Source organism: Phocaeicola plebeius DSM 17135 (assembly GCF_000187895.1).
Classification (GTDB): domain Bacteria; phylum Bacteroidota; class Bacteroidia; order Bacteroidales; family Bacteroidaceae; genus Phocaeicola; species Phocaeicola plebeius.
In genome coordinates this window covers 37,222-50,608 of record NZ_DS990118.1, presented here as the reverse complement: position 1 = coordinate 50,608, position 13,387 = coordinate 37,222, and the positions used below count along the sequence as shown (strand labels likewise).

At 41.5% G+C, this 13,387-nt stretch carries 10 protein-coding genes and 1 tRNA gene; 7 read left to right on the top strand and 4 right to left on the bottom strand.

Features of this window, described 5'->3' with window-relative positions; translation table 11 throughout:
• Positions 1–27: 27 nt before the first annotated feature.
• Positions 28–882: a Cbp1 family collagen-binding glycoprotein adhesin gene (locus tag BACPLE_RS00235; RefSeq protein WP_007557759.1), complete on the bottom strand. Its 855-nt coding sequence runs from the start codon at positions 880–882 to the stop codon at positions 28–30.
• Positions 883–906: 24 nt separating this feature from the next.
• Positions 907–1,581 (bottom strand): 16S rRNA (cytidine(1402)-2'-O)-methyltransferase, encoded by a 675-nt coding sequence (rsmI, locus tag BACPLE_RS00230; protein ID WP_007557756.1) that lies wholly within the window; start codon positions 1,579–1,581, stop codon positions 907–909.
• 191 nt (positions 1,582–1,772) lie between these two features.
• Between rsmI and BACPLE_RS00225 the strand changes: the two genes are divergently transcribed.
• Positions 1,773–2,369 carry a thymidine kinase gene (locus BACPLE_RS00225; protein WP_040312301.1) on the top strand — a complete coding sequence of 199 codons (597 nt, stop codon included), beginning with the start codon at positions 1,773–1,775 and terminating at the stop codon, positions 2,367–2,369.
• 119 nt (positions 2,370–2,488) lie between these two features.
• Positions 2,489–2,561, top strand: a tRNA-Lys gene (locus BACPLE_RS00220).
• 134 nt (positions 2,562–2,695) lie between these two features.
• Here the strand turns inward: BACPLE_RS00220 and rplS are convergent.
• Entirely contained in the window at positions 2,696–3,049 is a 354-nt protein-coding gene (gene rplS / locus BACPLE_RS00215) for a 50S ribosomal protein L19 (protein ID WP_007557752.1), read from the bottom strand.
• Between the two features lie 227 nt (positions 3,050–3,276).
• On the opposite strand from rplS, the gene BACPLE_RS00210 reads away from it, so the two are divergent.
• From BACPLE_RS00210 to BACPLE_RS00190, 5 genes are all read left to right on the top strand, one after another.
• Entirely contained in the window at positions 3,277–4,059 is a 783-nt protein-coding gene (locus BACPLE_RS00210) for a 5'-nucleotidase C-terminal domain-containing protein (RefSeq protein WP_040312300.1), read from the top strand.
• A 14-nt stretch (positions 4,060–4,073) separates the two neighbouring features.
• On the top strand, positions 4,074–4,916 hold the full coding sequence (locus BACPLE_RS00205) for a bifunctional metallophosphatase/5'-nucleotidase (RefSeq protein WP_040312299.1): 843 nt from the start codon (positions 4,074–4,076) through the stop codon (positions 4,914–4,916).
• A 15-nt stretch (positions 4,917–4,931) separates the two neighbouring features.
• The gene (locus BACPLE_RS00200) at positions 4,932–7,901 is read left to right on the top strand and encodes a glycoside hydrolase family 3 N-terminal domain-containing protein (RefSeq protein WP_007557744.1); all 2,970 of its coding nucleotides are present in this window, start codon (positions 4,932–4,934) and stop codon (positions 7,899–7,901) included.
• Positions 7,902–8,022: 121 nt separating this feature from the next.
• Positions 8,023–8,190: a DUF362 domain-containing protein gene (locus BACPLE_RS18675; RefSeq protein ID WP_007557742.1), complete on the top strand. Its 168-nt coding sequence runs from the start codon at positions 8,023–8,025 to the stop codon at positions 8,188–8,190.
• Between the two features lie 90 nt (positions 8,191–8,280).
• Positions 8,281–12,258: a hybrid sensor histidine kinase/response regulator transcription factor gene (locus tag BACPLE_RS00190; protein ID WP_007557740.1), complete on the top strand. Its 3,978-nt coding sequence runs from the start codon at positions 8,281–8,283 to the stop codon at positions 12,256–12,258.
• Here the strand turns inward: BACPLE_RS00190 and BACPLE_RS00185 are convergent.
• Positions 12,255–13,331, bottom strand: coding sequence for an alpha-L-fucosidase (locus BACPLE_RS00185; RefSeq protein ID WP_007557738.1), 1,077 nt, complete (start codon positions 13,329–13,331; stop codon positions 12,255–12,257). The genes BACPLE_RS00190 and BACPLE_RS00185 overlap by 4 nt on opposite strands.
• Between the last annotated feature and the right edge of the window lie 56 nt (positions 13,332–13,387).

Genomic DNA, 13,387 nt, shown 5'->3' with positions numbered 1-13,387 from the left:
GGGAATTTCATATATAATATCCTGAGATTATCTTACTTGGATTACCAAATAACGTGATACACTCCAGAATTCATTCGGATTGTTGATTTTCAAAGTCAACTGACCTTTGTCGTCTTTTACAAGTTCGTATGAACTCTGTGGATGAGTAGTCAGCAATTCAGCTCGTTTGGAGTAAAGTTTGATTTCTTTTTCCTTACGAATATCAATCTGGGTGAAGTAATCTTTGTTGAAGTCATTGTCTTTCAGTACGTCACCCTTCTTCAGAATCTTCTGGTCTTTCAACTCAGATTTAGTGCCGAATACATACCAGGCAGTGTTGAGGGCTTTGTCTTGAGCTTCTACGGTCTTAGTCTTTGCTTCATTTTCTGCACTCAGCTCGTCTACGTTCTTATTCAAGTCCATAACAGCTTCATCCAATTCTGCAATACGGATATTCTTTGCAGCCAATTCTGCTTGCAGGGTTTCAATCTGCTGCTGCTTTGCAGCCAGTTCAGCAGTAAGGTTCTTTACAGCTTTTTTCAACTGGGCAGATTGGTATTTGCTATTTTTCAGTTGCTCTTCTAATTTTGCAATCTGTTCGCGGTTTGATTTCAGTTTCTCGCTAATGAAACGGATATCATCTTTTATCTTATCGGCAGCCGACTGGCTTTCTAATGTACCTTCTTTCAAGTCTACACGGTTTTCAGCTTCGTTGATTTCGCGGAATCCTTCTTGAATTTCATTGAAGGCTCCCATGATTTCGTCCAGTTCTGTGTCGCGGTTAGAGAGTTCAAGCATCAGTGAATCGTTCTGGGCTTGTAAAGTGCTTTTGTTCTGGCCTGAATTATTACATGCTGTCAGCAGGGCAGCAGCACATAAAGCAGATAAAACAACCTTTCTCATAGTTTTTGAATTTAGAATTATAATTTAGTTATCTTTTCCTCCTAATATAATGACGATTTCTCCTCTTGGTTCAGTCTCTGTGAAGTGTGCAATTACTTCCTGAAGGGTTCCTCTGACGCTTTCTTCATGTATTTTAGAAATCTCCCGACATACGGAAACCGGGCGTTCGGCTCCAAAAACTTCCGCAAACTGGGTCAGCGTTTTAAGCAGGCGATAAGGAGACTCGTAGAAAATCATGGTACGGGTTTCTTCTTTCAGGGCATTCAGTCGTGTCATGCGACCTTTTTTCTGAGGAAGGAAACCTTCAAAGCAGAAACGTTCATCCGGAAGCCCTGATGAAACTAATGCCGGTACAAAGGCCGTAGCTCCAGGCAGACATTGCACTTCTATGCCGTTTCTTACACATTCTCTTACCACAAGGAATCCGGGATCGGATATTCCAGGAGTGCCGGCATCTGAAATTAAGGCTACCGTTTGTCCTCCTTTTATACGGTTGACAATGCTTTCCACCGTCTGGTGCTCATTGAATTTATGGTGTGATTGCATTGCATTTTTGATTTCATAATGTTTTAAAAGGATACCCGATGTACGTGTATCTTCAGCTAAAATCAGATCCGCTTCTTTCAATACGCGGATAGCTCGAAATGTCATGTCTTCCATGTTACCTACCGGAGTAGGTACGACATATAGTTTTCCCATACTTTGTACTTCATGTTATGATAGCAAAGGTAAAAAGTTTTCGTATTTACGTGTTCGATTTGTCAAACATTTAACAGAAGTTTTCTCTTTACATAGTGTTTTCGTCACTATTAATAAAAATGCGTCGATTTTTCGCGGATTTCGATTCGTCGTTGTAATTTTGCAATTGTTTTTATGTAATGAAAGAAAATATGGTAGTATATTCAGAAGATCATCGGGAGGAGACTTGCCGAAGAGGAAGGATTGAAGTAATATGTGGCTCTATGTTTTCCGGTAAAACGGAAGAGTTGATACGGCGTTTGCGTAGGGCTACTTTTGCCCATCAGCGGGTAGAGATATTCAAGCCGTCTATTGATACCCGTTATTCAGAGGAAGAAGTGGTGTCACATGATAATAACAGTATCAAATCAACCCCGATTGATTCTTCCGCCAGTATCCTTTTGTTTACTTCGGAGATAGACGTGGTAGGCATTGATGAAGCGCAGTTTTTTGATGATGGATTACCCGAAGTGTGTAATGAACTGGCTAATCGGGGCGTCCGTGTTATTATCGCAGGGCTTGATATGGATTTTAAGGGAGTTCCGTTTGGACCGATTCCTGCGTTGTGTGCCATTGCCGATGAGGTGACTAAAGTGCATGCCATTTGTGTGAAATGTGGTAACTTGGCTTATGTTTCGCATCGTACCGTGCTCAATGACAAAAGAGTGTTGTTGGGGGAAAAAGAAGAATATGAACCCTTATGCCGCTGCTGTTATCAGAAAGCTTTAAAAGAAGGCGTGTCTAAGTAGTTGATAATTAGTGGATGTTTAAATTTATTGAAAAAATATTCCAATAATATTTGGTAGTTATTATAAAAACATCTACCTTTGCACTCGCAATCGGGAAATAACCGATGCAACAAAGGATTGATTCGCTAGCTCAGCAGGTAGAGCACAACACTTTTAATGTTGGGGTCCTGGGTTCGAGCCCCAGGCGGATCACTCGGAAAAGCGATTATCTTTTAAAGATAATCGCTTTTTTTTATTGTTAAATATTTTGTGAGTCGGTAAAAATAAAAGGAGACATCAAGTAAATGATGTCTCCTTTTATTTTGTCTTTTTCAGGGAATACTGAATTACACGTTTGCACGTTTTTCCTGAATTCTGGCTTTCTTACCGGTAAGTGCACGCAAGTAGTACAATTTAGCGCGACGAACTTTACCAACTTTGTTGACAGTGATGCTGTCGATAGCCGGAGATTCCAATGGGAAGATACGTTCAACACCCACTGTTCCTGACATTTTACGTACAGTGAAACGTTTCTTTTCACCGTGACCTGAAATTTTGATAACAACACCGCGATACAACTGTACACGTTCCTTGCTACCTTCAACGATACGGTATGCTACTGTGATTGTGTCACCAGCTTTGAATGAAGGATGCTGTTTGCCAGTAGCAAATGCTTCTTCTGCAATTTTAATTAAATCCATGTTTTGTAATAAATTAAATTGTTTGATCGTTACAACGCAACATATCAAGTAACTCTTCTTTGACAGCGATTGCGCGAAAGCGGGGCAAAGGTAGTGTTTTTCTGCGAAGTAGCCAAATGTTTCCTGCGTATTTTATTAAAAAATGAGAAGTCTTGTGGATAGCTTTTACCATTCTTTTGAGCATGTTCCTTTTTTCCGTATTTTTGACTGCAAATAAACCTTGTTTTATGAATTATCTCAATGTTAGACTTGTAAAAAGTGCAGTTGCCGGCGTGTTGGCCGGGTGGCTGCTGGCCAGCTGTAGCTCAGGTTATTCGCTGGCAGGTGTGGAAGGCGGAAGGGTGGCCATTACTGATGTGTACGACCGTAAACCGGATGCCGAAGCGTTGAATATCTTGAAACCTTATCAGCAGAAAGTCGATAGTATTATGTCGCCGGTCATCGGACATTCGGCAAAGAATCTGACCGCATACCGTCCGGAATCTCCGTTGTCTAATCTGATGGCCGATGTACTTCGTCAGGCAGCGGTGCGGGCGATTGGCAAGCCGGCTGATGTCGCTGTCATGAATATGGGTGGTATCCGGAATGCAATGCCTGAAGGTGAAATTACCTTTGGAACGGTGTATGAAATTGCTCCCTTCGAGAATGCCTTGTGTGTGCTGACAATGGATGGGGCCACCTTGAAGGAGTTGTTCGGACAAATAGCTTCTGTACATGGAGAGGGCCTTAGTGGCGCCGCTTTGAAAATAGATGCTGAGGGAAATCTCTTGGAAGCGAAGGTGAATGGCCGGCAGATTGATGTAAAGAAAACCTATACGGTAGCTACCATTGATTATTTGGCTGAGGGAAATGATAAGATGGAAGCGTTCCGTCGGGCTTCTTCCAAAATATTCCCGAAAGATGCGTTGTTGCGCAACTTGTTGCTTGACTATGTAAAGCAGTGTGAGCAGAAAGGACAATTTGTGACTTCGCAGGTAGAAGGAAGAATAAAAGTGAGTGCGTCCAATTGAAAAATAGAAAAGAGATGAAAAAGATATATTGTTTATGTCTGGCGTGCCTGCTGGTGAGTGTGGTGGCCGCACAGTCGGTGAAAGAATTGTATATATTTCATACGAACGACATGCATAGTCGTATCGAACCCTTTGCCTCTTATTTCCCTGATACGCTACTAGCCGGAAAGGCGGGTGTGTTGCGTCGGGCGGCTTTTGTGAAAGAACAGCGCCGTGAGCACAAAGATATGTTGCTGTTCGATTCTGGTGATTTTTCTCAGGGAAGTCCTTATTATAATTTGTTTAAGGGAGAGGTAGAAATCAAGATGATGAATGAGATGGGGTATGATGCAGGTACGATTGGAAATCATGAGTTTGATTTTGGCCTGGACAATATGGCCCGCTTGTTCAAGATGGCTAATTTCCCGATTGTATGTGCCAATTATGATGTGGCAGGTACCGTGCTGGAAGGTTTGGTGAAGGAGTATACCGTCATTGAACGCGATGGAATACGTATCGGTGTGTTTGGACTGGGACCGGAGCTTGACGGTCTGGTGGCGCATGCCAATTACGGGAATGTAAAATTTGAAGACCCTGTTTCTGAAGGCCAGCGTGTAGCCGACTTGCTGAAGAACCAGGAACATTGTGACTTGGTGATTTGCCTGTCGCATTTAGGATGGAAGGGTGAGCCTTATTCGGATATAGAACTGATAGAGAATACTCGTAACATTGACATTGTATTAGGCGGACATTCTCATTCCTTCTTTGAAGGGCCGGAGTTTTATAAGAATCTTGACGGAATAGAGGTGCCTGTGCAGCAGATGGGAAAAAGTGCGGCATTTGTCGGGCGTATGGTTGTCAAGATGCAGAAAAATTAAAACAGATAGGGTAGAATGAAAAGACGGATTTTGTGGTGTATATTGTGTGCTTGTCTGGCCTCGACTAGTCTCTTTGCACAGGAGCCTGTGCTCTTGAGCCGGGTACACGACACGGAAGCCTGCCGGAAATGGGTAGACGGGCAGATGGAGAAGATGACGCTGAAACAGAAAGTGGGTCAGTTGTTCATTTATACTCTCCAGCCGGTGACAAACCAATATAGCAAGAATGTGTTGCGAAAGATGGTCGATGACTATGGAGTAGGAGGGCTGTTGTTTACCGGTGGAGAGCTTCGGAAGCAGGTGCAGATGACCAACTATGCCCAGGCCCATGCGTCGGTGCCTTTGATGGTGACTTTTGATGGTGAGTGGGGATTGGGAATGCGCTTGAAAGATACCCCTTCTTTTCCCTACAATCGTGTGTTAGGATGCATACAGAATGATTCACTGCTTTATGAATATGGTAAGGAAGTGGCTCGTCAGTGTCGTCTGATAGGCGTACAGATTAATTTTGCGCCGGTAGCCGATGTGGATAACAATCCCAATAATCCAGTAATCAATTTTCGCTCTTTTGGCGGTGATCCGAAGAGGGTGGCCGAAAAAGTGGCTGCTTATGTAAAAGGATTGGAGGACAATGGTGTAATGGCGGTGTGTAAGCATTTTCCCGGACATGGAGATACGGAAATTGATTCACATAATGCGTTGCCTGAATTGAATTTTGACCGAGCTCGTTTGGATAGTATAGAGTTATATCCGTTTAAGAAAGCCGTTGAGGCAGGAATTGGCGGTGTGATGGTAGGACATTTGCATGCCCCGAGCTTGGGTGAAGGACCTGCTTCTATTTCGCAGGAGGTAATTATGCATACACTGATTGATGAATTGCGCTTTCATGGACTGGTGGTGACGGATGCTCTGGAGATGAAAGGCATTGCCGGGCATGATGATGTGTGTGCCCGTGCTTTGATAGCAGGAAATGATGTGGTTTTATCTCCTCGTAATTTGAAAAAAGAAATTGACGGTGTGATGTCGGCGCTTAAAAAAGGTCGTCTGTCGGAAGCAGATATCGACCGGAAATGTCGGAAAGTACTGTCATTTAAATATGCGCTGGGACTTTCTTCCTGGGAAAAAGTGGAAGAAGAAGGACTTGCAGAAAAACTGGTAACGCCGGAGCTTCTGTCGCTTCAGCAGGAATTGTCAAAAGCGGCAGTGACGGTACTGAAGGATTCTTCGTCATTGGTTCCGCTTGATTTATCTGTATCGGGTACAGTGCTGTTGAGTGTCTCTCCTTCCTTGTCGGAAGCTTATCCGTTTTATCATCAGTTGAAGCAGACTTTCCCGGTCGGCTGGTTGCATGCGAATGTAGACTCATTGGATGTCGTGGAGACACGTCTGCGTCCGACACAACGAGTATTGGTGGCCTTACATTCAGATAAGGTGGAGCCGTATGCAGCTTTACTGGAAAAGTTGGCCAAAGACAAGCCTTTGGCTTTGATTTGCTTTGGCGATATGAAGATGCTGGAAAAAATTCCGGAAGTGGTCCGCCATGCTTCTACTGTAGTACTGGCACATACTGACGAGAAATCTGTACAGCGTTACGTGGCCGATTTGTTTTTGGGCAATGCGTATGCTGACGGTCGTTTGTCTATTCCGCTGGCTGGAGTGTTCAAGGCTGGTGATGGACTGACCATCGATCCAGAAGCTCCCCGTCAATACAGTCCGGAGGACTTGGGCATGGATGCGTCTATATTATCACAGATAGATAGTATTGCAGAAGAAGGTATCCAGCTGAAGGCTTATCCAGGATGTCATGTGATGATTCTGCGGGAAGGTCTTCCGGTTTACAACAAGTGTTTCGGTAACTATACCTATGCGGGAAAGGAATCTGTTAAGGAAAATAGCCTATATGATTTGGCTTCTTTGACTAAGGTAACGGCTACGCTGCTGGCAGTGATGAAACTTTATGATGAAGGAAAATTCGGATTGACAGATTGTGTATCCGATTATTTGCCCATATTGAAAAAAACAGATAAGTCGCGTATTACGGTGCGAGATTTACTTTTCCATGAATCTGGATTGCCAGCCTACTGGCCTTTCTATGAGGAAGCATTGGATATGAAGTCTTGTAAAGGAGGGCTGTTCCGTAAAAAAGCTGATAAGAATCACACGCTGAAACTAGCTGAGAATGTGTATGCTTGCAATGATTTCCGCTATAATCCAGAGTGGGTATCATGTACTTCATCGGTTGAATATCCGCTTCAGGTAGCAGATAGTTTGTTTCTGAGAAGTGATTTCAGTAAGAATATATTAGAACAGATTGCAAAAGTTCCGGTGAAAGGAAAATCCTATCGTTACAGTTGCCTGAACTTTATGCTTTTGAAAGAATTGGTGGAAAAGGTAGCAGGTGTACCAATGGATGTGTATTTGGACAGCGTATTCTATACCCCGATGGGGTTGCGTCATACGGCCTTTTTGCCCTTGCGTAAATTCACGAAGAAGCAGATTGTACCTTCTGTAGAGAATGATTTCCTTCGTGGAAGTAAGTTGCAAGGATTTGTGCAAGATGAGGCTGCCGCATTCATGGGAGGCGTGTCTGGAAATGCAGGCTTGTTCTCTACAGCGCAGGATGTAGCGAAAATTGCTCAGATGTGGCTGGACAAAGGAATCTGCGGTGACCGGAGATACCTTAGCCGGGCAACTTGTGAACTCTTTACTACGCTGAAGTCGCGTGATAGTCGGCGGGGCTTAGGTTTTGACAAACCCGATACGGAACATACGGACAACAGTCCTTGTACTCCTGAAGCACCAGCTTCCGTGTTTGGACATACAGGTTTTACGGGAACTTGTGTGTGGGTGGATCCGGATAATGAACTGATTTTTGTATTCTTGAGTAACCGGACCTATCCTTCTGTTTATGAGCCCAATAATTTGGTTCGTTATAATATCCGCACTCGGATGCAGCAGGTGATGTATCAGGCCATCTTGCATTGATACTATTTAGACATGATATAAATTGGGTAGAAAATGCAAAGTGGATGTGACAACTGATTGGAAAAAGATTAACTTTGCACTATCAATTTAGGACTAATAATAACTTAACTTTTTTACTACAATGGCTTACGTAATTAGTGACGATTGTATCGCTTGCGGTACTTGTATCGATGAATGCCCGGTTGGAGCAATCTCAGAAGGTGATAAATATTCAATCAATCCGGACGCTTGCACAGAATGTGGAACTTGTGCTGACGTTTGTCCTTCTGAAGCAATTCACTTGGGATAATCGAATCGTCTGTATGACACACATAAGGGAATTCTTTTCGGAGAGTTCCCTTATTTTTTTACTTTGTGATACTTTGAATTGTATGTACTAATGAAAAGGTGTTTTTTATTTTGTCTTTGGATTTTATTTTCTTTATTTCTTCACGGAAATATTTATTTCAAACACTTAGGCAAGAATGAAGGCTTGTCGCAGATTTCTGTGGTGTCTATTGCTCAAGATGAACTTGGTAGAATGTGGTTGGGTACATTGGAAGGACTAAACTGTTATGATGGGAACCGTATGACAGTGTTTAATGCCTTAAAGGACAGCCTGATTGGTAATGAAATCCATGATTTGGTATGTGATAAAAAGGGAAGTGTTTTTTTTAGTTCTGACGGGAGGTTGATGCGTTATGCTCTTTATGAAGAACGGTTTTATGACTTGAAAATCCATTCTTCTTGCCTCTTTGCGAATCAAGAGCATGTGCTGACCGCTGTGCAAGATAGTATTTTTCAGTGGAATATGACAAAAAATTGTTTTCAGTTTGTTTGTCGTGTACCTTCGGTCGGTAGAATTCGTAATTTATATATGGGGGCAGACGGAGGAATTTGGATCGGTTCGGCAAAGGGACTTTATCGAATGGAGAAATTGTCCGGTCAGTCTCCGGTTTGTATCCTTCCGAAGGTAACAGTTTATTCATTGTTTCAGGATTCAAAAGGAAGACTTTGGGTAGCAGGCTTTCGTGATGGAATGTATCAGCTGTCACTATCCTCTGGAAAAGGTTGGATTGTTAGGAGAGACTTGCAGCTTCCGAGTAATGATGTACGCTGTTTTGTAGAAGATGATGAGGGTTGTATTTGGGCTGGTACCTTCAATGGGCTTTATAAAATAAATGACATACGTGTTGTTTCTGGATATAAGAAAGAGATTGCACCAGGAGCTTTGAGCCATTCTTCTATTTTTTCTCTTTATAAGGATCTGCAGGGGAGTATATGGGTTGGTACATATTATGGAGGCGTAAATTATTTCAATCCTGTATATGATATTTTTCAGCATTATACCGATAATCCAGAACGGGATGATTGTTTGAGTTTTGCCTATGTCGGCAATATGGTGGAAGACAAGCGAGGAGATATATGGATTTGCACGGAAGGAGGAGGATTAAATTGCCTGCATCGGGCTACAGGTAAGTTTTCTTATTACTTAAATGATTCTTCTCATCCTGAATCTTTTTTCCCTAACCTGAAGTGTATAGAGTATAACTCTGCGGAAGATTGCCTGTATATCGGTACTCATAAGCAAGGTATGCTTTGTTTTGATATTGCTTCCAAGAATATTCGTAAGGAAGAAAGCTGGGGAAAAATGGGAGCTTCTTTTTCTGAAATTTTTTTGAAGGGCAATAGTTTGTATTTGCTGGCAGACAATGGATTATTTGTAAAATCAGGAAAGTCAGGTCCTTTAGCTTATCTTTTTCCTGATGTAAAAGAAACACATGCGGGAGGTACGGCCTTTTTTATAGATTCTCAGGAAAATGTTTGGATGGCCTTGCGTAATAAACTTATCCGTATCAGCTTGAAAGATAGCAGCGATAAATCTGTTTATTTGTACGGAGAAAATGGATTAGGGCGTTTTATCGTTTCTAAGATTGTGGAAGATAAGTCTGGAAATTTATATTTTGGAACATCAGGATCAGGTATTTATAGATATAATCCTTCAAACGATAGGTTTGTTCCTTTTTCAGAGATTGACCTTCGATATTGTTATACCTTGAATGTTACTCCTGATGGTTTTTTACTGGCTTCCGGTGAGAAGGGTGTATTCGTATATCATCTTCAGACGGGTGAAATAAAGATTGTGGATGCAGAAAAGCAGCTGCATCTTTCAGCTGTGAATGATGGATGCGGTTTGCTATGTACACGTGATGGAGAAATATTTGTAGGAGGAACCGAAGGAATGAGTACTTTTCGTCTTTCCCGTTTGTTTTCTCCTTTTCCAGCCTATAATCTTTTCTTTTCGGCTTTGGAGGTAAACAACCGGCAATTTTCAGCCGCAATGGAAGGAAGTGTACTTTCAAAGGCGCTTCCCTTCTTGAATAAGCTGGAACTGGCCTATAATCAGAACAATCTTCAGTTGACTTTTTCTTCCAACAATTATATTGAAAGTGCCAAGCGTAATATCTATGAGTATTGTTTGGAAGGGTTTGATAAAAATTGGAATACAGCCTATAGTCATAACCTGGTATTTACCAATTTGGAGCCGGGGCATTACAAATTGGTAATTCGTGAAAAAGAAGCAGGAGATGAAAATGGCAAGCATACCATAGAACTTCCTATTTTCATCCATCGTCCGTGGTGGAATACATGGTGGGCTTACTTGACATATTTCTTTGTCTTATTTGTAATTGCGTACGAACTGTTGAGAAATTGGCGTACAAAATTGAATCTGCGTCATTCTTTGGCACAGGAAAAATTAGAGAAAGAAAAAAATGAAGAGCTAACACAAGCTAAGTTGCAGTTTTTTGCTAACATTTCGCATGAGTTTCGTACTCCATTGACCTTGATTATTTCTCAGACAGAAGCACTTTTGCAAAGTCCGTCTCTTTCTCCGTATTTTCGTGTACGGCTACAGAGAATATATAGGAATACGTTTCAGTTTAGAGAGTTAATCTCAGAATTGTTGGACTTTCGAAAAATGGAACGTGGCAAGTTGACTTTGCATGTCTGCCAGTTGGATGTGATTGCTTTCCTTCGGGAAATGACTGAAGAATTTCAGAACCAGGCTCAGGTGAAGAATATTACGTTCTCTTTCCGGGCAGACAATGAAGAAGCATGTTGTTGGGCAGATAGAAGGCAATTGAGAAAGGTTATATCAAATCTTTTGTCGAACGCATTTAAGTATACTCCGGTTGGAGGTAAAGTCGAACTAGTCGCTGGAGTAACGGAAAAAGGTATTGAAATAAAAGTAATTGATAGTGGAGAGGGAATTCCGGAAGAGTCTCTTCCATGTGTATTTGACCGTTTCTATCAGGCTGATACAAAGATGTCATCTTCTGGAAGTGGTATAGGACTTGCTTTGGCCAAAGGTATTGTAGAACTGCATCATGGAGTTATTTCAGTAAAGAGCGTGATGGGATACGGAAGTATTTTTACTGTTTTGTTGCCTGTAGAGAATCCTTTCCAGGAAGAAGATGGAGTGGTGTATGTAGAAGCGGAAGATGCAGAAGAAACTATTCCGGTGCAGGATATGTCTGAACTATCGGGAGACTCACTTGCTTCACCTGCAGGTGAAACAGAAGAGATTTTGGATAAACAAACCATTCTGCTGGTAGAAGATAATGAAGACATGTTACAAGTGCTGGTAGACATGTTGTCTCCGCTGTATAAGGTCAAAATTGCGATGAATGGCCAAGAAGGATTGGATAAAGCATTAGAAGAGAGTCCTGATTTGATTATAAGTGACGTAATGATGCCGGTCATGTCTGGTACAGAGATGTGTATGAAGCTTAAGACAAATTTTAATTCAAGCCATATACCTGTGATTTTACTTACTGCTTTGACTTCTGATGATAGTAAACTGAAAGGAGTGCAATGCGGAGCTGATGACTATGTTGAAAAGCCTTTTAATCATAAAATTTTATTAGGGAAAATTGCTAATATACTGCGTTCTCGTAAGCTGCTAGTACAAAAGTTTCAGATAGATAAAAAAGAAGAGGCTGATTCTGCAGGTGACATACAAGCATTGGCTTTGAATCCGATGGATGTAAAATTCTTGTCCCAACTGGAAACTGTGGTGAAAGAACATTTGGCGGACCCGGAATTTGATATCAATGCTTTAGCCCGTCAATTAGGAGTAAGCCGTAGTTCCTTATACAACAAGTTGAAGGTTCTTAGCGATATGACTCCCACAGAGTTTATGTTAAATGCACGTTTGAAGTATGCGTTGGACTTGCTGGAAAATCATCCGGATTTGCAGATAACGGAAATAGCTTATCAGGCAGGTTTTAATTCCCTTCGCTATTTCCGTCATTGTTTCAAAGCACGGTTTAATCAAACTCCTCAGGAATATAGAGAGAAGAAAGGTAGCGTTTAATTGTTTATGTTAAGATGTTTGCGCAATTCTTTTAGTAAATCCATATCTTTCTTTCTTATTTTTCCGTCTCTTGCAGGGGGAACGTTTAATATCAGGATATTATCTTGAGAGGTTGCGCGGTTATAGAGTCTGATTAGTTCATTTAATGATTTGTATACAGTGTCAGTTGTGCAGTAGAACCATCGTTTGCTTAAGCATACAGTGGATTCAAAGGGCATGTAATAACGCTGTCCATGATGAGTGAATATTTTGGGGTCAGGATAAGCTGGAAGTAAAGGGTCGCTTAAACGGAAGTCACTGGGAAAGTAACGTATGGGGTCACCTTCTTTTTGTTTTTCCGGGTCAATCCGATAGGATTTTGCAGGTGCAGCAGGATCATTGGGGTTACTGTCTTCCCCAATGCTCCAGTTGATGCCTATTTGACATTGAGGTTCCCGTTGTTTTATAGTAGAATAGATGTCTTGTATAGGCCATCTGTAGCTGGGCTTTTCCCAACTTCCGTCAAACCAAAATTCAACAATGTGCGTATATTGACTGGTTATATCCATTAATTCATTTAATTGTGCCAGCATATATGAATTATATTTTTTGTCAGCCTCAATGTTCGTAACATCGGCATTCTCTTTTCGGTCCCACAGAGAATAATATAGTCCAAGTTGTATTCCTTGTTTTTGACACTCTTTGGCTACAGCCTCTATAACATTGGTTGGATTGCCTGAATTGGCTACATCATATTCTGTGTATTTGCTGTCCCATAGGCAGAATCCATCGTGATGTTTCGTGACTAAAATTACATATTTCATACCTGCATCTTTGGCTGTTTTGACCCATTGTGCCGCATCTATAGTCTTTGGCTTATAGGAATGAGCTGGTAAATTACCGTCAGACCATTCCATATCATGAAAGGTATTGATTCCGAAGTGAATAAACATTCCATATTTTCTTTTTATTTGTTGCTTTTGATATTTGGATGGATTTTCAGACGGAACGGGTACGATGGCGTTAAGGCTGAATGTATTCCATAACAAGATGGTAGTATATAAAAAGAATTGTAATTTGTTGATTATATTCATTTCAGGTGGTTTTAGTTTTTAGAAAGATTAAGCGTCTCTCCAGATTTCATCTGGAA